Annotated in this window: 17 protein-coding genes and 1 pseudogene; 14 read left to right on the top strand and 4 right to left on the bottom strand. The window is 49.1% G+C overall.

Translation table 11 applies throughout. The features are described from left to right. Window positions 1–255: 255 nt before the first annotated feature. Complete coding sequence (gene queG / locus PCO85_20015) at window positions 256–1395, bottom strand: tRNA epoxyqueuosine(34) reductase QueG (protein WJV53417.1); 1140 nt, start codon at window positions 1393–1395, stop codon at window positions 256–258. Here queG and nnr point away from each other — a divergent pair. The 12 genes and pseudogenes from nnr to PCO85_19955 all read left to right on the top strand — a co-directional run bounded on the left by nnr (window position 1394) and on the right by PCO85_19955 (window position 15151). Next, window positions 1394–2923: a bifunctional ADP-dependent NAD(P)H-hydrate dehydratase/NAD(P)H-hydrate epimerase gene (gene nnr / locus PCO85_20010; protein ID WJV53416.1), complete on the top strand. Its 1530-nt coding sequence runs from the start codon at window positions 1394–1396 to the stop codon at window positions 2921–2923. The genes queG and nnr overlap by 2 nt on opposite strands. Then, window positions 2920–3402 carry a tRNA (adenosine(37)-N6)-threonylcarbamoyltransferase complex ATPase subunit type 1 TsaE gene (tsaE, locus tag PCO85_20005; protein WJV53415.1) on the top strand — a complete coding sequence of 161 codons (483 nt, stop codon included), beginning with the start codon at window positions 2920–2922 and terminating at the stop codon, window positions 3400–3402. Before nnr ends, tsaE begins: the two co-directional genes overlap by 4 nt. Further along, complete coding sequence (gene amiB / locus PCO85_20000; protein WJV56151.1) at window positions 3399–5063, top strand: N-acetylmuramoyl-L-alanine amidase AmiB; 1665 nt, start codon at window positions 3399–3401, stop codon at window positions 5061–5063. The genes tsaE and amiB overlap by 4 nt, the downstream gene beginning before the upstream one ends. Before the next feature lie 23 nt (window positions 5064–5086). After that, complete coding sequence (gene mutL / locus PCO85_19995; protein WJV53414.1) at window positions 5087–6982, top strand: DNA mismatch repair endonuclease MutL; 1896 nt, start codon at window positions 5087–5089, stop codon at window positions 6980–6982. Further along, window positions 6975–7916 carry a tRNA (adenosine(37)-N6)-dimethylallyltransferase MiaA gene (gene miaA / locus PCO85_19990; protein ID WJV53413.1) on the top strand — a complete coding sequence of 314 codons (942 nt, stop codon included), beginning with the start codon at window positions 6975–6977 and terminating at the stop codon, window positions 7914–7916. The genes mutL and miaA overlap by 8 nt, the downstream gene beginning before the upstream one ends. 111 nt (window positions 7917–8027) lie before the next feature. Next, complete coding sequence (gene hfq / locus PCO85_19985; GenBank protein ID WJV53412.1) at window positions 8028–8345, top strand: RNA chaperone Hfq; 318 nt, start codon at window positions 8028–8030, stop codon at window positions 8343–8345. Window positions 8346–8437: 92 nt separating this feature from the next. Then, window positions 8438–9718 (top strand): GTPase HflX, encoded by a 1281-nt coding sequence (gene hflX, locus PCO85_19980; GenBank protein WJV53411.1) that lies wholly within the window; start codon window positions 8438–8440, stop codon window positions 9716–9718. Window positions 9719–9794: 76 nt separating this feature from the next. Further along, window positions 9795–11054, top strand: a complete 1260-nt coding sequence (gene hflK, locus PCO85_19975; GenBank protein ID WJV53410.1) for an FtsH protease activity modulator HflK — start codon at window positions 9795–9797, stop codon at window positions 11052–11054. Between the two features lies 1 nt (window position 11055). Then, complete coding sequence (gene hflC / locus PCO85_19970) at window positions 11056–12048, top strand: protease modulator HflC (protein WJV53409.1); 993 nt, start codon at window positions 11056–11058, stop codon at window positions 12046–12048. Between the two features lie 61 nt (window positions 12049–12109). Next, complete coding sequence (locus PCO85_19965; GenBank protein WJV53408.1) at window positions 12110–12310, top strand: DUF2065 domain-containing protein; 201 nt, start codon at window positions 12110–12112, stop codon at window positions 12308–12310. A 100-nt stretch (window positions 12311–12410) separates the two neighbouring features. Beyond that, window positions 12411–13709 (top strand): adenylosuccinate synthase, encoded by a 1299-nt coding sequence (locus PCO85_19960; GenBank protein ID WJV53407.1) that lies wholly within the window; start codon window positions 12411–12413, stop codon window positions 13707–13709. Window positions 13710–13834: 125 nt separating this feature from the next. Further along, window positions 13835–15151, top strand: a pseudogene (locus PCO85_19955) (IS4 family transposase). Between the two features lie 104 nt (window positions 15152–15255). On the opposite strand, the gene mpl reads toward PCO85_19955, so the two are convergent. Next, the gene (gene mpl / locus PCO85_19950; GenBank protein ID WJV53406.1) at window positions 15256–16638 is read right to left on the bottom strand and encodes a UDP-N-acetylmuramate:L-alanyl-gamma-D-glutamyl-meso-diaminopimelate ligase; all 1383 of its coding nucleotides are present in this window, start codon (window positions 16636–16638) and stop codon (window positions 15256–15258) included. Between the two features lie 173 nt (window positions 16639–16811). Here mpl and fbp point away from each other — a divergent pair, with 173 nt between their 5' ends. Then, window positions 16812–17816, top strand: a complete 1005-nt coding sequence (gene fbp / locus PCO85_19945; GenBank protein ID WJV53405.1) for a class 1 fructose-bisphosphatase — start codon at window positions 16812–16814, stop codon at window positions 17814–17816. Window positions 17817–18031: 215 nt separating this feature from the next. Here the strand turns inward: fbp and efp are convergent, their stop codons facing one another. Beyond that, complete coding sequence (efp, locus tag PCO85_19940; protein ID WJV53404.1) at window positions 18032–18598, bottom strand: elongation factor P; 567 nt, start codon at window positions 18596–18598, stop codon at window positions 18032–18034. 35 nt (window positions 18599–18633) lie between these two features. Between efp and epmB the strand changes: the two genes are divergently transcribed. After that, window positions 18634–19683 carry an EF-P beta-lysylation protein EpmB gene (gene epmB, locus PCO85_19935; GenBank protein ID WJV53403.1) on the top strand — a complete coding sequence of 350 codons (1050 nt, stop codon included), beginning with the start codon at window positions 18634–18636 and terminating at the stop codon, window positions 19681–19683. A gap of 39 nt (window positions 19684–19722) precedes the next feature. Here epmB and PCO85_19930 read toward each other — a convergent pair whose 3' ends face one another. Next, entirely contained in the window at window positions 19723–20064 is a 342-nt protein-coding gene (locus PCO85_19930; protein ID WJV53402.1) for a DUF4156 domain-containing protein, read from the bottom strand. Window positions 20065–20242: the final 178 nt, after the last annotated feature.

Genomic DNA, 20242 nt, shown 5'->3' with positions numbered 1-20242 from the left:
CCTCCTTTTTTTGAAAAAATAATTCTTTTGAACAGACTTATCCACAGATAATGCGCTTTAGTTTATATCTGTCAGTTTGTCATCTAAAAAAAAATTTTTTATTTATATATCTGAAATAAAAAGATAAATTTATAATAAAAAACGTTATCAAGATCACTTGTACTTTTTGTTACGATTGATTGACAACGATTTTTTATAATTATCCACAGATAATATAAAGCTTCAATGACAAATTTTTTTTCACCAAATACAATGTCAGCCGTCTCTGGGTAATCCTTTCTCAATAGCTCGAATAAGCCGTTTTTTCTGGGCTGGCAAGATGTCAAGTGCTGACTGTTCCCGGCGGGACAGTTGTTGAGCAATGGCCCATTGGATATGTTCATCCAGCACGTTGTTTTCCCCAAGTCGAGATCGCAAGGCCAGTACGATATGATCTTCATAAGGTGCATTACCCAGGGCGACTGCAATATTGCGTAACCAGCGTAAATGACCAATGCGGCGAATAGATGAACCTTCGGTGATCCGTAGAAATCTGTCTTCATCCCAGCCAAATAGATCTAACAGCTCTGGCGCGTGTAAAGCGGCACGTGGACTGAAATCCACTTCATCCGTCAGTTGCGAGAAACGGTTCCACGGGCAAATTAACTGACAGTCATCACATCCATAGATACGGTTACCTATCAAGGGTCGTAGGGCTTCCGGGATAACGCCTTCCAGTTCGATAGTCAGGTAGGAAATGCAGCGTCGCGCATCAACGGTATAAGGCTCGACAATCGCCCCTGTTGGGCAGATTGTCATGCAGGCGACGCACTTTCCACACGCTTCCTTAACCGGATTATCCAATGGAAGGGGTAAATCAATGAGCAGCTCCCCCAGAAAAAACCAAGATCCCGCAGAACGATTAAGTATCAGTGAGTGTTTGCCAACCCAGCCTAGTCCGGCTTTGGCGGCTAACGGCCTTTCCATAATCGGCGCAGAATCAACGAAGGGGCGGAACTGCAACTTTCCACAGTAGGCCTGAATCATGTCTCCCAGCTTTTTCAAACGCTGGCGCAGTAATTTGTGATAATCGCGGCCCAATGCATAACGACTGACATAACCCAGGCGAGGATTTTTTAAGGTATTAGCAAAAGCCGCCTTAGCAGGAAGATAATTCATGCGTACACTTATAACGCGCAATGTCCCGGGCAACAGTTCGTGTGGGCGGGTTCGCAACATACCATGTCGGGCCATCCATGCCATTTCGCCGTGATATTGCTTATCTAGCCATGCCTGCAACCGGGGTTCTTCGTGAGAAAGGTTGGTATCACAAATTCCCACCTGCTGGAAACCCAGCGATTGACCCCATTGCTTGATAAGTTGTGCTAATTCATTGAGATCGTAGGGGTATGTCATGATGGGCCATAGAAAGAATCAAGTCTCTTCCACTTTACCATATTCTGTATTCAGGGCCGACTGGATCCGTAATGAGGAAGCTGAAGCAGCAGAGATGTCGGGGGTGTCGTTGTATACCCTGATGCAACGTGCCGGTGATGCGGCCTTCAATCTCATCCGACGGTATTACCCAAACGCTCGCCACTGGTTGGTGCTGGCAGGACATGGCAATAATGGTGGTGATGGTTATATTGTCGCCAGTCTGGCTCGACAGGCTGGAATGCAAGTCTCGGTTATTGCCATCCCAGGAACCCGGTCTTTACCCGCAGAAGCAACACAAGCCCGGCAGGCCTGGCTGGAACAGGGTGGTACGGAGCTGGATACTGAAGCTCTGTGGCCGGAGCATATTGATATTATTGTTGATGGTTTGTTAGGTACGGGGCTTTTATCGGCACCCAAAATGCCTTATGACGAGCTGATTGAGCGAGTAAACCATTGCCCGGCACCTGTAATGGCATTAGATATTCCTTCAGGATTAAACGCTGAAACCGGTCATCATGAAGGAGCAGTGATTCAGGCTGACCACACGGTGACTTTTATTGTCCTGAAACCGGGATTACTTACCGGGGCAGCCCGTGACTGCGTTGGTCATCTTCATCTTGATGATCTGGGGCTTTCCGAATGGATAACGCGACAAGTGGCCCCGATACAGCGTCTTACTGCGGCATCGTTGATGCACTGGTTAAAACCACGTCGACCTGTAGCCCATAAGGGCGAGCACGGTAGATTGCTGATTGTTGGTGGTGACGAGGGAACCGGCGGCGCTGTTTTTATGGCTGGCGAGGCCGCATTACGCAGTGGAGCCGGATTGGTGCGAGTGCTTACTAACAAGCAGTATGTTGCAGCGTTGGTGGCCTTTCGTCCTGAGTTGATGGTACAAGAGCTTACTGCGGTAACTCTGCGTCAGGGAATGGAGTGGGCGGATGTCGTTGTGATTGGCCCGGGGTTGGGGCAGCGGGATTGGGGAAAAAATGCACTGCGAATAGCGGAAAATTGTAACAAATCCATGTTATGGGATGCTGATGCTCTCAACCTGCTGGCAATCAATCCGCATAAACGTCAGAATCGCATCCTGACTCCTCATCCTGGTGAGGCGGCCCGGTTGTTAAACTGCCGCGTATCAGATATTGAGAGTGACCGCTTACTAGCTGCTCGGAAACTGGTGAAGCGTTATGGCGGTGTTGTCGTGCTGAAAGGTGCCGGGACAGTGATCGCTAATGAGCAAGAAGAGTTGGCGATAGCCGATGTCGGTAATCCTGGTATGGCAAGTGGCGGTATGGGTGATGTGCTTTCCGGTATTATCGGGGCGTTTCTGGCACAAAAACTGGCATTGTATGATGCTGCCTGTGCGGGATGTGTTGTTCATGGTGCAGCAGCAGATAAGTTGGCGAAGCAACGGGGCACGCGGGGGATGTTGGCAACCGATTTGATGCCAGTGTTGTCGCAATATGTAAATCCTGAGTGGATATCCTTAGAAAAGACAGAATGAAGAAACTCTTGTTACCTCTGCCGAACGAGGCAGCAACCATCGCACTAGGTGCCGCACTGGCCAAGGCGTTTGACTGTGCTGGTATTATTTATCTTTTGGGTGACCTGGGGGCGGGGAAAACCACGTTGAGTCGTGGTTTTCTACAGGCGCTTGGTCATAAGGGAAACGTAAAAAGTCCAACTTATACGTTGGTTGAGCCTTATGAATTGTCACCTCGTCCGGTTTATCACTTTGATCTTTATCGGCTAGCCGACCCTGAAGAACTGGAGTTTATGGGAATCCGTGATTATCTGTCACAAGATGCTATCTGTCTGATTGAGTGGCCGCAGCAGGGTGTCGGGATATTACCTCCGGCCGATATTGAACTGCATTTGCATTATCAGGGTACGGGACGGCAGGCAGAGGTTATCGCGCTGTCGCCAGTGGGAGAAAAATTACTGGTATGTCTGGCCGGATTATTGAGGTTGAAAACGTCATGATAAACCGGTTGATTAAAGTCTTATTCTGCGTGTCATTGATGTTTGTCAACCCGTTATGGGCGGCTAACCTTTCGGATATCAAGGTCAATAATGCCTCAGGGCAGGCGACGGTGAGCCTCAGGTTCAGTGGGCAGCCTATTTATGCTTTTTTCTCGTTACACAATCCGGACCGGGTAGTGATTGATATACGTCAGTCTGGCCTTATTCAAGGGTTGCCGCTGAAATTCAGCGGTCAGAACATGATTTCCCGTATTCGTAGTAGCAAGGCGAAGGATGCGCAAAGTCTCCGGTTGGTGCTTGAATTGACTGGTCGGGCTAAAACGCGAGCGGTTACGCAAAAAACCGGTTCAGACTATACCGTGGTTTTCACCGTGACTGGCGAGAGAAAAGCTGTTGTCAATAATCCAATAACCTCGATATCGCGTAGTGAACCCCAAACTGATCGCAGACGTGTTCCATTCAATGCTAAACCGACGACGACGGCGGACAGGAACACGACGTCGGCCCGGGTTCCTGCCCGTCGTGTGGGCGATGAAAAAATTGTGGTTGCGATTGATGCCGGGCATGGTGGTCAGGATCCAGGTGCGACAGGGCCGGACGGCTTGCATGAAAAAAACGTCACCATAGCGATTGCCCGAAAACTAAAGGCTATCATGGAGAAGGACCCGATGTTTAAACCGGTACTGACTCGTGATGGCGACTACTTTATTTCTGTGATGGGGCGTTCCGAAGTAGCCCGTAAGCAAGGGGCCAACTTGTTGGTGTCTATCCATGCGGATGCGGCGCCAAACCATAATGCTACCGGTGCCTCGGTCTGGGTATTGTCAAACCGACGAGCTAACAGCGAGATGGCCAATTGGCTCGAACAGCATGAAAAACAGTCTGAGCTATTGGGCGGTGCCGGCGATCTATTGGCAAACAGTAAAGCTGATCCCTATCTGAGTCAGGCAGTACTGGATTTGCAGTTTGGTCATTCACAACGTGTTGGCTATGACGTTGCCGTCAAAGTATTGCGTGAATTGCACCGCATTGGCCGTTTGCATAAACAACGTCCGGAATACGCGAGTCTCGGTGTATTACGATCGCCGGATATCCCTTCACTTCTGGTGGAGACCGGTTTTATTTCCAATGCGGCTGAAGAACGATTATTGGGTAGCGATGCCTATCAGGAAAAAATCGCTAATGCCATCTATCGGGGACTGCGCAGTTATTTCCTGGCACATCCATTACAATCGGCTCCAAAGTCGGAAAAACGACCATCCATACTGCCGACAGTGAAGTCTTCCGTTTCTGCGACGTCCGGCAGATACCCCAGCCGCAATACAGTGCGTCATACGGTGTCAAGGGGGGAAACGTTATCCGGGATTGCTGTTCGTTATGGTGTCAGTATGTCGGCGATACGTGATACCAATCACCTGAAGAAAGATGTGGTCTGGGTTGGGCAGCGATTAACAATCCCGGTGGCTGACAGCCGTGTCGCCAATGTAAAGTCTGCCACCAAAAAAGTGGCAACTGTGGTAAAACACAAAGTAGAAAGAGGGGATAGCCTGAGTTCTATCGCCACCCGTTATGGTGTCAGCATGAAAGAAATTCAGCAGGCTAATGATATGGCATCAAACAGGGTATTACTGGGCCAGACGCTAATTATTCCTTCCGTCTGACGTAAACGAAAAGAGGTAAGTTCATGCCGATTCAGGTTCTGCCACCACAATTGGCCAATCAGATCGCCGCCGGAGAGGTAGTGGAGCGACCTGCGTCTGTGGTGAAGGAACTGGTCGAGAATAGCCTGGATGCTGGTGCCACACGCATTGATATTGACATTGAACGGGGAGGATCCAAGTTGATCCGTATCCGAGATAACGGTTCGGGTATCAGCAAAGAGGATCTGACATTGGCACTGGCTCGCCATGCGACCAGTAAAATTGCGACTCTTGACGATCTGGAAGCGATTATCAGTTTGGGATTTCGCGGCGAGGCTTTGGCCAGTATCAGCTCAGTGTCGCGTTTAACGCTGACCTCACGCACTGTGCAGCAGAGTGAAGCATGGCAGGCCTATGCGGAAGGCCGCGATATGGATGTTACGGTAAAACCGGCTGCCCATCCGGTAGGGACGACACTGGAAGTCCTGGATCTGTTTTACAATACACCTGCCCGTCGTAAGTTTATGCGCGCAGAAAAAACCGAATTTACTCATATTGATGAGGTAGTTCGGCGCATTGCGTTAGCCCGGTTCGATATTGCGATCAATCTGAATCATAATGGTAAACTGATCCGTCAATATCGGGCTGTCAGTGATGCCTCGCAATATGAGCGTCGACTAGGTAATATCTGTGGCGCGGCTTTTCTGCAACATGCGCTGGCGGTTTCCTGGCAACATGGCGACCTGAAAATTCATGGCTGGGTGGCGGATCCTGCCGGCGCGCGACAACTGCCGGAAATGCAATACTGCTATGTCAATCAGCGTATGATGCGCGATCGTCTGATTAATCATGCAATCCGTCAGGCATATCAGGATCAGCTCAAAGATGAGCAGCAACCCGCTTATGTCCTTTATCTGGAAGTGGATCCCCATCAGGTGGATGTCAATGTGCATCCTGCCAAACATGAAGTCCGTTTTCATCAGGCTCGGCTGGTACATGATTTTATTTATCAGGCGGTGATGACGGTATTACAGCAGTCGGCGGCACCGATATTGCCCATCACCGAGCCGGGCGTTGAACCTACGCCAGTATGGCAGCAGGAAAACCGTACTGCATCGGGAGGAAATCATTTTGCCCGGACGATTTCTTCATCGGTGGAAAAAGCGGTTCCCGAACCTGACAGCACAACGGCTCGTGAACGTCAGCCCGCGCCTTATCTCAGCGGCTCGGGTTATCAGAAAAAACAAGGAGAGCTGTACCAGAAATTGCTACAGCCGAAACAGCCATTATCAGGTACGCCCGGCTCTTCACCAGTAGAAACGGTGCTGAAGCCTCCGTCACCGGCGGTATCTCAGGTGATGAGTACGGCTCCATTGGCAAGCAACGACCAGGGATTAGGAAGGGTATTAACCGTTTATCCGCCATGCTATGCGTTGGTGGAGTACCAGCAAGGGCTAGCGATATTGTCACTCACTGTTGCAGAGCGCCATCTGAAACAGGCTCAGCTTACTCCCACAACAGTAGGGTTGCGTCCGCAGCCACTACTGATCCCACAGCGCTTGACGCTGGATAAAAAGGAGTTGAGTGTGCTTTCGCAGCATCAGGCACTACTGACGCAATTTGGTATTGATGTCGCGGTTGAACAACAGCGAGCTACACTGCGAGCAGTACCTTTACCATTGAGACAACAAAATTTACAAAACTTGATTTCTTACCTGTTAGGTTATCTGGCCGATTATCCCATGGCAGAGTCTGAACAGATCGCTGTGTGGATGGCACATCAGTTGATCAGTGAGCATGAAAACTGGACACATGCCCAGGCAATACAGTTGTTAACGGAAGTGGAGCGTCTGTGCCCACAGTGGGTGAGAAATCCGCCACCTGAATTTTTATGTGTGATGGATATTGACGCTGCCATCAAGGCTTTGAAGCATGACTGAATTTGAAAAGGAACCGTATCTGCCGGCCATTTTTATCATGGGACCGACAGCGTCCGGAAAAACAGCGTTGGCGATGGCGTTACATCAGCATCTTCCGGTTGAGTTGATCAGCGTCGATTCTGCTCTGGTGTATCGTGGCATGGATATCGGTACAGCAAAGCCCGGTGCGGATGAGCTATCCCAAGTACCACATCGCCTGATCGATATCCGTGACCCGGCTGAATCTTATTCTGCCGCTGATTTTCGCCGTGATGCGCTACAGTCGATGGCAGAAATCAGTGCCGCTGGTCGTATCCCTCTGCTGGTGGGGGGAACTATGCTGTATTTTAAGGCGTTGCTTGAAGGACTTTCTCCTTTGCCATCGGCCGATTCCCTGGTGCGTCGGCAAATAGAAGAAAGGGCACAGAAAGAGGGATGGGAAGCGCTGCATCGCCAGTTATGTGAGATAGATCCAGTTGCGGCGGCTCGGATTCATCCAAATGATCCACAGAGACTGTCGCGGGCACTGGAAGTTTTTTTCGTTTCAGGTAACACTTTAACCGAGCTGACAAAAATATCTGGTGAAGCGTTGCCTTATCGTGTGTATCAGTTTGCTATTGCTCCTGTTACGCGCGAATTGCTTCATCAGCGGATTGCGCTACGTTTTCAGCAGATGTTACAGATGGGTTTTGAAACGGAGGCCAGAGCATTATTTGACCGAACTGATCTACACACCGATTTGCCTTCTATCCGTTGTGTTGGTTATCGCCAGATGTGGTCGTATTTATCTGGCGAAATTGGTTACGATGAAATGGTTTATCGCGGTATTTGTGCTACCCGGCAATTGGCCAAGCGCCAGATGACCTGGTTACGTGGTTGGGACGACGTTTGCTGGTTAGACAGCGACAAGCCGCGGGAAGCGATAGATAAGGTAATACAGGTTGTTAGTGCATAGGTTGGGTGATTGTGTACAATTAGCTGATTCTCAGCACAAAAATTTTATACCGTTATTTTAGGGCCATAGGGTTCTTTGTTACAAACAACAAGCAAATAAGGAAAATATAGAATGGCTAAGGGGCAATCTTTACAAGATCCGTTCTTGAACGCATTGCGTCGCGAACGTGTTCCGGTTTCGATCTATTTGGTGAATGGTATCAAGTTGCAAGGTCAGATTGAGTCTTTTGACCAGTTTGTCATTTTGTTGAAAAATACGGTTAGCCAGATGGTGTATAAGCACGCCATTTCCACGGTGGTCCCATCCCGTCCGGTGTCGCACCATAGTAATACCCCAGGTACTAGCAGTAATCCTGGTACTAACAACTATCATGGTAGTAATCCTGCTGGTCAGCAACAGCCGCAACAGGATAGCGATGACGCTGAATAAGGCTCATTACCGGTTTACCATGGCAGAGAAATGGATGATGTTATCCGTTTTCCCTGCCATGACCGTGTTCGTTTGTTTGAGAGGTTGCTCGGTTGTTTGACCGTTATGAAGCCGGTGAACAGGCGATATTAGTTCATATTTACTTTTCACAAGAGAAAGATACGGAAGATTTACTGGAGTTCGAATCTCTGGTTTCTTCTGCTGGTATTGAGTCGTTGCAGGTTATTACCGGTAGTCGTAAAGCACCGCATCCCAAATATTTTGTGGGTGAGGGTAAAGCGGAAGAAATTGCCCAGGCGGTTAAAGCTACTAATGCTTTTGTTGTGTTGTTTGATCACGCCTTAACACCGGCTCAAGAACGCAACCTTGAACGTTTATGTGAATGTCGGGTGGTTGACCGAATCGGGTTGATTCTTGATATTTTTGCTCAGCGAGCGCGTACCCATGAGGGGAAATTGCAGGTTGAGTTGGCGCAGTTACGCCATCTTGCCACCCGTCTGGTACGTGGTTGGACTCATCTTGAGCGTCAGAAAGGCGGTATTGGGCTGCGAGGTCCGGGTGAGACTCAACTTGAGACTGACCGACGTTTACTTCGTAATCGTATCAGCCTGATTTTATCCCGTTTGACTCGGGTAGAGAAACAGCGTGAACAGGGACGTCGGGCGCGCGTCCGTGCAGATGTCCCCACGGTTTCTCTGGTGGGCTATACCAATGCTGGAAAATCGACCTTATTTAACCAGATGACATCGGCTGGGGTATACGCAGCTGATCAGTTGTTTGCCACCCTGGATCCTACACTGCGCCGCATAGAGGTGGAGGATGTAGGTGATACTGTGCTGGCAGATACCGTGGGTTTTATCCGGCAGTTACCGCATGATCTGGTTGCTGCATTTAAAGCAACATTGCAGGAAACACGTCAGGCTTCGTTATTGTTACACGTAGTGGACGCCGCTGATCCTCGCATGGACGAGAATATTGAAGCGGTAGAAATCGTGCTGGCAGAGATTGAAGCGGATGACATTCCTGTGCTACAGGTTATGAACAAAATCGATATGCTGGAAGACTTTGAACCGCGTATTGACCGTAATGAAGATAACGTGCCAGTCAGAGTTTGGCTTTCTGCCCAGACTGGCGTTGGTATCTCATTATTATTTCGGGCATTAACTGAGCGGCTTTCTGGGGAGATCGTCCATTACTCATTACATCTTCCCCCTCAGGCTGGACGCTTGAGAAGCCGTTTTTATCAGCTTCAGGCAATAGAAAAAGAATGGATTGAAGAGGACGGAAGCGTGGGCTTGACAGTTCGTATGCCTATCGTTGAGTGGCGGCGCCTCTGTAAGCAAGAGCAGGAATTGAAAGATTATATTGTCTGAATTGTGAATATAATCTGATGGACTTCTGGGACAATTAACCCCTAAGAATACCTATCATAATTAATGGAGCTAAAACATGGCGTGGAATCAGCCCGGTAATAACGGACAGGACCGCGACCCGTGGGGGAGCAGCAATAATAATAGCGGCAACTCTGGCGGAAATAATAAAGGTGGTCGAGATCAGGGACCACCCGATCTTGACGATATCTTCCGTAAATTAAGCAAAAAGCTTAGTGAATTGGGAGGTAAAAAAAACTCGGGTTCAGGAAACTCTGGAAATAGTGGTGGTTCATCATTATTGGGCGGGCGTGTTGTCGGTCTGATTGTGGTCGCTGCGGTGGTAGTCTGGGCTGCCAGTGGTTTTTACACTATCAAAGAGGCGGAGCGTGGTGTTGTTACCCGATTTGGTAAATTCAGCCATATAGTCGGTCCGGGGTTGAATTGGAAGCCGACGTTTATTGACGCCGTACGGGCGGTTAACGTGGAGTCTGTCCGTGAACTGGCTACTTCTGGCATCATGCTGACCTCGGATGAAAACGTTGTCCGTGTGGAAATGAACGTACAGTACCGGGTTACTCAGCCTGAACGGTATCTTTTTAGTGTAACGAATGCTGATGATAGTTTGCGTCAGGCGACTGACAGCGCACTGCGTGGCGTTATCGGTAAATACACCATGGACAAGATCCTCACGGAAGGACGTACCATTGTGCGTACGGATACCCAGCGAGTGATAGAGGAAACTATTCGTCCTTATGATATGGGGATTACGTTGCTCGACGTTAACTTCCAGACGGCGCGTCCGCCAGAAGAGGTTAAGGCGGCTTTTGACGATGCTATCGCTGCCCGTGAGAACGAACAGCAATATATTCGTGAAGCAGAGGCTTATGCCAACGAAGTGCAACCGCGGGCTAATGGCCAGGCTCAGCGTATTCTGGAAGAGTCTCGTGCTTATAAAACCCGAGTAGTACTGGAAGCTCAAGGGGAAGTCTCCCGCTTTGCAAGCCTGTTACCGGAATATAAAGCCGCCCCGAAGATTACTCGTGAACGCCTTTATATTGAAACTATGGAGCGAGTGTTGAGCCATAATCGCAAGGTACTGATTGATGATAAAGGCAATAACCTGATGGTACTGCCGCTGGATCGTCTATTGGGTGATCAGAACAGTGGTAATACGACCTCGGATAGTATTACTGGCAGTAAGGTTGCTCCACTGAAGGTATCCAGTTCAGGAGTGAATCACAGTACATCGGATTCCAGTGGTAGCAGTAGCAACATCATGGATCAACGCAAAGCGGATGCTCAGCGTAATGATATCACTCGTGTAGGGAGAGAATAATATGCGTAAGCCTGTACTATTTATTCTGCTCCTTGTGCTGGTGGTGGTCTATTCTTCGCTGTTTATCGTCCAGGAAGGTCAGCGCGGTATAGTGATGCGCTTTGGCAAGGTTCTTCGTGATGATGAAAATAAACCGCTTGTTTATATGCCAGGCCTGCACGTAAAGATCCCATTCCTTGAATCAGTGAAAATGCTGGATGCCCGTATTCAGACGATGGAAAACCAGGCTGATCGCTTTATTACCAAGGAACAAAAGGATTTGATTATTGATTCCTACATCAAATGGCGAATCAGCGACTTCAGCCGGTATTACCTGGCAACGGGTGGCGGTGATACATCCCAGGCAGAAGTGCTGTTGAAACGTAAATTCAGCGACCGTCTGCGTTCTGAAATCGGTCGTCTTGATGTTAGCGGGATCGTAACGGATTCCCGTGGTCAACTGATGTCCGATGTGCGTAACGCATTGAATACCGGTACTGGAGAAACCACTGAAGCGGATAATGCCATTGCTTCCGCTGCGGCACGTGTCGCCCGTGAAACGACGGGTGTGCCGCACGTCAACCCGAACAGTATGGCAGCGCTGGGTATTAAAGTTATTGATGTGCGGATTAAGCAGATCAATCTGCCGACAGAAGTTTCTGATGCCATTTATAAACGTATGCGTGCAGAGCGTGAAGCCGTCGCCCGTCGATATCGTTCACAAGGGAAAGAACAGGCAGAGAAACTAAAAGCAGCTGCGGATTATCAAGTTACCCGTACATTGGCAGAAGCGGAACGCCAAGGACGCATCCTTCGCGGTGAAGGGGATGCTGAAACAGCCAGGTTATTTGCTGCGGCATTCAGTAAAGATCCTGATTTTTATGCGTTCATTCGTAGCCTGAGAGCTTATGAGCATAGTTTTGACAATAATAGTCAGAATGTGTTGGTGTTGAGTCCAGACAGTGATTTCTTCCGCTACATGAAATCACCAGAGAAAACGGTCTCTGCCCATTAATACTGTTTTTTAGTTCAAAAAAGCCCGTATTTACGGGCTTTTTTCTGTCTGGAGTTTTTTTATGAATGCCACTATCTGGTTGTCGCTGAGCCTGGTCCTGGTTGTTGAAGGGCTTGGACCGTTGTTGTTTCCGCGTATTTGGCGTCGGATGATCCTGTCTATGGTGCAGTTGCCGGACAATATTTTACGTCGTTTTGGTGGAGGTATAGTGGTTGCTGGTTGTGTGATCTACTATATGTTGAGTAGCCGTTTAGGTGGCTAAAACTGTTGCTAAAAAATGTGCGCAAACGTGTGCTAAAAGTACTGAAAGCAGAAAGATGAGATGTTAGAATCCTTTTTTAAGCAACCTGGTGATTTTTGAGATGGGTAAGAACGTTGTCGTACTGGGCACCCAATGGGGTGACGAAGGTAAAGGCAAGGTCGTGGACCTGCTGACTGAACGGGCTAAATATGTTGTGCGCTACCAAGGTGGTCACAATGCTGGCCATACTCTGGTTCTCAACGGTGAAAAAACCGTTCTTCATTTAATTCCCTCGGGTATTCTTCGTGAAAATGTCATCAGCATCATCGGTAACGGTGTGGTGTTGGCGCCTGATGCGTTCATGAAGGAAATGACGGAACTTGAAGCGCGTGGCATACCGGTACGAGAACGTCTGCTGCTTTCTGAAGCCTGTCCGTTAATTCTCCCGTATCATGTCGCGCTGGATAACGCGCGCGAAAAAGCACGTGGGGATAAAGCAATTGGTACTACCGGGCGTGGTATTGGGCCTGCCTATGAGGATAAAGTTGCCCGTCGCGGTCTGCGCGTAGGTGATTTGTTTAATAAGCAGAGCTTTGCCGCCAAGCTGAAAGAAATCATTGAATATCATAACTTCCAGCTGGTTAACTACTATAAAGTTGAGCCGGTGGATTATCAGAAAACACTGGATGAAGTATTGGCGATCGCCGATATCCTGACTTCTCTGGTGGTCGATGTTTCTGACTTATTGGATAAAGCCCGTCGACGTGGCGATTTGATTATGTTCGAAGGGGCGCAAGGAACATTGCTGGATATCGATCACGGTACCTATCCATATGTAACCTCCTCTAATACCACTGCGGGTGGCGTGGCCACTGGTTCTGGCCTGGGGCCGCGTTATGTGGACTATGTACTGGGAATTGTTAAAGCATACTCCACACGTGTTGGGGCAGGTCCTTTCCCGACGGAACTGTTTGACGATGTTGGTGAATATCTTTCTCAGAAAGGTAACGAATTCGGTGCCACAACAGGACGCCGTCGTCGTACCGGTTGGCTGGATGCGGTAGCAGTTCGCCGTGCTGTACAGATTAACTCATTGTCCGGTTTCTGCATGACCAAGCTGGATGTACTTGATGGTCTTAAAGAAGTGAAGATCTGTGTAGGCTATCGGATGCCTGATGGCCGTGAAGTGGATGTAACTCCGTTGGCTGCTGAAGGCTGGGATGGTATCGAGCCAATCTATGAAACTATGCCGGGCTGGTCTGAAAGCACTTTTGGTATGACAGATCATAGCAAACTGCCACAGGCGGCACTGAATTACATCAAGCGGGTCGAAGAAGTCACCGGTGTTCCGGTAGATATTATCTCTACGGGACCTGAACGTGAAGAAACCATGATTCTGCGCGATCCGTTTGACGCGTAATAGTTGTCAGATGTTAAAAAAGGACGGACTATCTGTAATGCCGATCAGTTAAGACAAAAATGATCGGTTGAACGATTTGGCAGTTCTGCAAGAATCCGTAATCTCTCAAGGATTACGGATTTTTTATGCTTCTCAGTCAGGTTTTGGACACAATCCACCAATTTACTCCTCAGGAGTTCGCGGCCCTTTCAGACCTCCTTTCTCCTGAACTTATTGATGAGTGCCTTGCCGATACCTGCGTGGTCACATTACGTAAACGCCGACTTTCTATGGAAATGATGGCCTGGGAAGTGATGGGGATGTCACTTTTTCGTTCCCATTCAATGAACCAGCTCGTGTCTCATCTGGATATTCTGCTGCCGGGGAAACGACCCTTTGTCGCGCCCAGTGCCGTTGTTCAGGCTCGCCAGCGACTCGGTGAAGACGTCATCCGATTAATGTTTGAGAAAACTCAGCGCCTGTGGTTTGAGAAAACGCCCCTGTCTCACTGGAACGGGCTGACGCTGATGGCCGTGGATGGCACGCTATGGTGAACGCGCGACACCCCAGAAAATGATGCCGCCTTCGGACGCACTTCCAATGCCGATAAATGCTCCGAGTGGCCACAACGGCGTATGGTGTGCCAGATGGAAGTCACCAACCATCTGTTGTCAGCAGTGGCTTTCGACAGTGTCACCGCATGCGGTGAAGCAGACCTTGCGGCATAACTTATTCCACACACTCCAGACTGTTCGCTGACCCTTTTTGATAAAGGTTTTTACGCACTCGGTCTGCTGCATACCTGGCAGTCGGCCGGAACGGAAAGGCACTGGATGCTGCCACTGCGTAAAGGTGCTCAGTACCGTGTTGTACGCAAGTTATGTGCCGGGCAGGAGCGGGTGGAATTACCGTTATCGCCACAGGCGAAGAAAAAATGGCAGCGCGCGCCGGAGACGCTGACAGCAAGGCTTATCAGCAAAGAGCTCAACGGCAAAATGGTGCAGATACTGACATCCATGTGTGGCCCACTGATGTATCCAAAATCGGACATTGTGGCGCTGTATAGTCATCGCAGGGAAATAGAGCCTGGGTTCAGGGAAATGAAACAACATCTGCTGAATAATGAGCTAACGGTAAGAAGCAAAAAACCGGAGCTGGTGCGCCAGGAACTGTGGGGAGTAGCTCTGTCCTACAATCTTCTGAGGTTCATGATGGCACAGATGGCGTATAGCCTGAAAGGTGTGGAGCCTTATCAGATTAGTTTTAAACAGTCAGCGCTGTATCTGAAAAGTCAGTTGAGCCTGTTACCGGGTGTAGCACCGGGGAAAATCCTGGGAATAATGAAAGAGATAATGGCAATGGCCTCAGGGTTGGTCCTGCCGGAACGAAGAGCACGTCATTACTCCAGAGCGGTAAAAAAGAGGCCGCAACGTTATCCGTTGCGGCCTCCTTCAAAGGCTTAACTAGCAAGCATTATTGACTATCCGTCCTTTTTTATTGCCTATAAAAGACCCCCAGCCAGGCTGAGGGTCCCGTTGCGATATACTTGCCGGCAAGCAGCTTGATCTCAGGCATCAGTGGATGAGATTTGTTTTTTCTCTTTAAGGGCCTTCAGCAGTTTATTGTGAATATTACTGAAACCGCCATTACTCATCACCAGAATATGATCACCCGGTTGAGCCGTTTTAATAATCATCTCTACCAGTGTGTCAATATCCGCACTCCAGTGCGCCGGTTGTACACATGCTTCAGCTACTTCAGCAACCTGCCATGGAATATGCTGTGGCTGAAATATAAAAACTTCATCTGCGCGGCCGAGAGAAGGCGCTAACTCGTTTTTGCACAACCCCATTTTCATGGTGTTGGAACGTGGTTCGAGCACTGCCAGAATACGAGCAGTACCGCCAACTTTGCCACGCAACGCTGCCAGCGTTGCCAGAATAGCCGTTGGGTGATGGGCAAAATCATCGTAAACCGAGACATTATGCTCAGTGCCACGTAACTCCAGACGACGTCGAGCATTAATAAACCCATTTAATGCCCGACAGGCCTCTGCGGGAGGAACACCAACATGACGAGCGGCAGCAATGGCCATTATGCCATTATGCATATTATGTTCACCCACCAGATTCCAATGCACTTCTCCGACCACGTCTCCGTTCAGGTATACCTGAAATATGCTGGCGTCCACGGCCACTTTTTTAGCGTTCCAAGTACCATCTTCACCCACCAGTTCTTGTTCGCTCCAACATCCCATCGTCATAACCTGTTTGAGATGTAAATCGCCGGAAGGCAGGATAATACGACCTTTGCCCGGAACCAGACGTACCAGATGGTGGAATTGTTTCTGGATAGCTTTCAGATCGTCGAAAATGTCTGCGTGATCGAATTCCAGATTATTCAAAACCAGTGTGCGGGGACTGTAGTGAACAAATTTGGAACGTTTATCGAAAAAGGCGCAGTCATATTCGTCGGCTTCCACGACGATGAATGGGCTATCTCCCAGTCGGGCAGAGACAGTGAAGTTACCTGGTACACCGCCGATGACAAAACCTGGTTTATAACCGCAATTTTCCAGAATCCAGGTCACCATCCCTGCTGTGGTGGTTTTACCATGTGTTCCTGCCACTGCAATAACCCAGCGGTTACGTAGTACATGGTCGTGCAGCCACTGCGGGCCGGACACATAAGGGATACTTTGTTCCAGTACGGCCTCAACACAAGGATTGCCGCGTGTCATGGCGTTACCAATGATCACCAGATCCGGAGCAGGATCGAGTTGTGCCGGATCATATCCTTGAATGACGTTAATCCCTTGATCTGAAAGCAAGGTACTCATTGGTGGATAGACGTTAGCATCTGAACCCGTCACCTGATGTCCCAACGAGCGAGCCAACAGCGCCAACCCACCCATAAAGGTGCCACAGATACCTAAAATATGAATACGCATACATTTCCCATCTATATACAGTGAGTCTGCTGTTCTATTCTAACGCCATGAATCCATCATAAGAAATGGATTTGACTAGGTAGTCACTTTCTCTTTGGGCTACACTTGCAAACGCAAACGTTGGCGGTACAAAATTATAACCGCTTTTCATCCGTAGATTCTGGAATAGTGTTATGAAAACGTTAGGCGAATTCATCGTCGAAAAACAGCACGATTTCTCTCATGCCACCGGTGAACTCACCGCGCTGCTGTCAGCCATCAAACTGGGTGCGAAAATCATCCACCGTGATATCAATAAAGCCGGCTTGGTCGATATTCTCGGTACCAGTGGGGTTTCCAATGTTCAGGGCGAAGTACAGATGAAACTTGATCTGTTTGCCAATGAAAAGTTGAAAGCCGCGTTGAAAGCACGTGGTGAAGTGGCAGGTATTGCTTCTGAGGAAGAGGATGAAATTGTAATCTTCGAAGGAGAGCGGGCTGAAAAAGCTAAATATGTGGTATTGATGGATCCACTGGATGGGTCATCCAACATCGATGTTAACGTCTCCGTAGGAACTATTTTTTCTATCTACCGTCGTATCACGCCGTTGGGTCAGTCGGTCACGGAAGATGACTTTCTGCAACCCGGTCATAAGCAGGTTGCAGCAGGCTATATCGTTTATGGATCGTCTACCATGCTGGTGTATACCACTGGCCATGGTGTCCATGCCTTTACCTATGATCCTTCGCTCGGGGTATTTTGCCTCTCTCATGAAAGAGTGCGTTTCCCTGAGAAAGGAAATATGTACTCTATCAACGAAGGGAACTACATCAAATTCCCACAGGGTGTTAAGAAATACATCAAGTACTGTCAGGAGCAGGATGAATCGACACAACGTCCCTATACCTCACGTTATATCGGTTCTCTGGTGGCGGATTTTCACCGTAACCTTCTGAAAGGGGGGATTTATCTTTATCCCAGTACGGCCAGTTATCCTCAAGGCAAACTGCGTTTGCTATATGAATGTAATCCGATGGCTTTCCTGGCTGAACAAGCGGGTGGTAAGGCGAGCGATGGCAAGAACCGTATTTTGGATATCATTCCGAATAAATTGCACCAGCGTGCCCCCTTCTTTGTGGGTACAGAGTCCATGGTGAATGATGTTGAACGCTTCCTGCTAGATTTTCCGGATGAGTAAGCCGTCGTGATATCGGCGGGTAATTCTTAACGAATTATCATGTAGCAAGGCCGCTCGTTTTCTCAACCGAGCGGCCTTGGCGCTTGATCTGGTTCCCCGCAGGAACTGCCACTGGCAACATTTTTCAAAAAAAATTTGATGAAGAGGTCATGCCAGACGACAACGTCCTGTGCCATGAACCGCCAGAAGCAACTGACGGCAGTGAAAAATCGGGCTTACTTCACGCGGGAGACATACTCACCAGAACGGGTATCAACCCTGATGACTTCGCCGATCTGCACGAACAGTGGAACTTTAACTACCGCACCAGTAGTTAAGGTGGCTGGTTTGCCTCCTGTACCCGCAGTATCGCCTTTCAGGCCCGGATCTGTTTCCGTGATTTCCAGTTCAACAAAATTTGGTGGTGTTACTGCGATCGGCTGGCCGTTCCACAGTGTCAGCACACACTCAGCCTGTTCAACCAGCCACTTGTAGCTATCACCTACGGCTTTGGCATCCGCAGCCAACTGCTCGAATGTTTCATTGTTCATGAAGTGCCAGAACTCACCGTCGTTATACAGGTAAGTCAGATTCATATCCATCACGTCTGCCGCTTCCACGGAATCGCCGGATTTGAAGGTTTTTTCCAGCACTTTGCCGGAAATAAGCTTACGGATTTTTACGCGGTTGAATGCCTGGCCTTTGCCCGGCTTAACAAATTCGTTCTCAATGATCGCACACGGCTCACCGTCCTGCATGATTTTAAGACCTGAACGGAATTCATTGGTACTATAAGACGCCATGTTGGTCCTCTTAATACTGGTAATTTAGCCAAAAAATGGCACACATTATAACCCGAAATACCTTATCTGGAGAAGATTGGTTGCAACAACTCGCCGACGTTATCACCGATCCGGACGAATTATTGCACCTTCTGGCGCTCAGTCATCACTCAGAACTGCTCAAAGGGCGTGATGCACGCAAACTTTTTCCATTACGGGTGCCGAGGTCGTTCGTTGCCCGGATGCAACCGGGCGATCCACTGGATCCATTGTTATTGCAGGTGATGACCGCGCAGGAAGAGTTTGCTGCCGCGCCCGGTTTCAGTCTCGATCCGCTCGATGAACAGCATAGCGTTGTCCCTGGGGTGTTGCACAAATATCGCAACCGCGCTTTGTTGTTGGTCAAAGGCGGTTGTGCGGTAAATTGTCGCTACTGTTTCCGTCGCCATTTCCCATATCACGATAACCAAGGCAACAAAGCCAACTGGCGGCAAGCGATCAGCTATATCCAACAACATCCGGAGCTGGATGAAATCATCTTTTCCGGCGGTGATCCGCTAATGGCCAAAGACCATGAGCTGGACTGGCTGATGACCGAGCTGGAAACCATTCCGCACCTGAAACGCTTGCGTATCCACAGTCGTCTGCCTGTGGTGATTCCGTCCCGCATTACGGAAACGTTATGTCAGCGTTTCTCTTTGTCACCTTTGCAGATTGTGCTAGTGACGCATATTAACCATGCCAATGAGATCAATACTGATTTAGCACAAAGTATGGCACGGTTGCGCCAGGCTGGCGTCACGTTGCTGAACCAAAGCGTATTGCTGCGTGGCGTCAATGATTCGGTTGCAACGCTGACGATGTTAAGTAATGCGCTGTTTGATGTTGGTATCCTGCCTTACTACCTGCATGTCCTGGACAAAGTGCAAGGGGCGGCACATTTTCTGGTGCCTGATGATGAAGCGCGAACGTTGGTTCGAGGTTTGATGAAACAGGTTTCTGGTTATCTAGTGCCGCGTCTGGCACGGGAAATTGGCGGAGAGGCGAGCAAAACGCCACTGGATTTGGGGATGCGGCAACATCAGGGTGACATTGTTGCAGAATAAGACAAACCGGCGAGCATTTGCCGGTTTGTCTTCAGCATGTTAACGGCACTTGTAAACCTGTCCTTGCATTTTGCTGTCCAACGGGGCAAAACTGGACAAGAAGTTCTGGCTTGGTGTGGAAATGCCATAAATCACGTTCCCTCCCATTGCCGCCGCTTTGTTACGCAAATCGTTGGCTGCTCCACGCATGGAACTGCCTTCATTACCGCCGGAAAACCAGTTTGACTGTGTACCGGTCACGCTGCCCAGCAACTGACACTCATTACCCGGTTTGGTCTGAGTAAACTGCACTGCCTGGCCTGCTGCACTGAGCTCATTGGTGGTGCTACAGCCTGCTAGCAGAGTAGCGGCAGCCAAACCAATCAGTATACGAGTCCGCATGCTTCCCTCCATGATGAACAATAAATCGGTCATTCGCGGGATAAGAATACTCCCATGAACGTTGATAATAGCCTGTTTCAGCGACAAAAAAAGGTAGGTTGCGCTAATTTATGCCAGATAAGAAACATGGGATGTCCGTGGCAACCATGAAGATGAGGCGCCCATTGAGGACGCCCCT

The organism is Prodigiosinella aquatilis (assembly GCA_030388725.1).
GTDB classification, from domain to species: domain Bacteria; phylum Pseudomonadota; class Gammaproteobacteria; order Enterobacterales; family Enterobacteriaceae; genus Prodigiosinella; species Prodigiosinella aquatilis.
Note: the sequence above shows the minus strand (reverse complement) of the source record. Positions and strands in the feature narration are given on the sequence as shown.

Excerpts from the sequence above, each read along its gene's own strand:
- queG (WJV53417.1), bottom strand. The coding sequence starts at position 1,395 with ATGACATACCCCTACGATCTCAATGAATTAGCACAACTTATCAAGCAA.
- amiB (WJV56151.1), top strand. The coding sequence starts at position 3,399 with ATGATAAACCGGTTGATTAAAGTCTTATTCTGCGTGTCATTGATGTTT.
- mutL (WJV53414.1), top strand. The coding sequence starts at position 5,087 with ATGCCGATTCAGGTTCTGCCACCACAATTGGCCAATCAGATCGCCGCC.
- PCO85_19960 (WJV53407.1), top strand. The coding sequence starts at position 12,411 with ATGGGTAAGAACGTTGTCGTACTGGGCACCCAATGGGGTGACGAAGGT.
- mpl (WJV53406.1), bottom strand. The coding sequence starts at position 16,638 with ATGCGTATTCATATTTTAGGTATCTGTGGCACCTTTATGGGTGGGTTG.
- hflC (WJV53409.1), top strand. The coding sequence starts at position 11,056 with ATGCGTAAGCCTGTACTATTTATTCTGCTCCTTGTGCTGGTGGTGGTC.
- PCO85_19930 (WJV53402.1), bottom strand. The coding sequence starts at position 20,064 with ATGCGGACTCGTATACTGATTGGTTTGGCTGCCGCTACTCTGCTAGCA.
- tsaE (WJV53415.1), top strand. The coding sequence starts at position 2,920 with ATGAAGAAACTCTTGTTACCTCTGCCGAACGAGGCAGCAACCATCGCA.
- nnr (WJV53416.1), top strand. The coding sequence starts at position 1,394 with ATGATGGGCCATAGAAAGAATCAAGTCTCTTCCACTTTACCATATTCT.
- miaA (WJV53413.1), top strand. The coding sequence starts at position 6,975 with ATGACTGAATTTGAAAAGGAACCGTATCTGCCGGCCATTTTTATCATG.
- PCO85_19965 (WJV53408.1), top strand. The coding sequence starts at position 12,110 with ATGAATGCCACTATCTGGTTGTCGCTGAGCCTGGTCCTGGTTGTTGAA.
- epmB (WJV53403.1), top strand. The coding sequence starts at position 18,634 with ATGGCACACATTATAACCCGAAATACCTTATCTGGAGAAGATTGGTTG.
- efp (WJV53404.1), bottom strand. The coding sequence starts at position 18,598 with ATGGCGTCTTATAGTACCAATGAATTCCGTTCAGGTCTTAAAATCATG.
- fbp (WJV53405.1), top strand. The coding sequence starts at position 16,812 with ATGAAAACGTTAGGCGAATTCATCGTCGAAAAACAGCACGATTTCTCT.
- hfq (WJV53412.1), top strand. The coding sequence starts at position 8,028 with ATGGCTAAGGGGCAATCTTTACAAGATCCGTTCTTGAACGCATTGCGT.
- hflK (WJV53410.1), top strand. The coding sequence starts at position 9,795 with ATGGCGTGGAATCAGCCCGGTAATAACGGACAGGACCGCGACCCGTGG.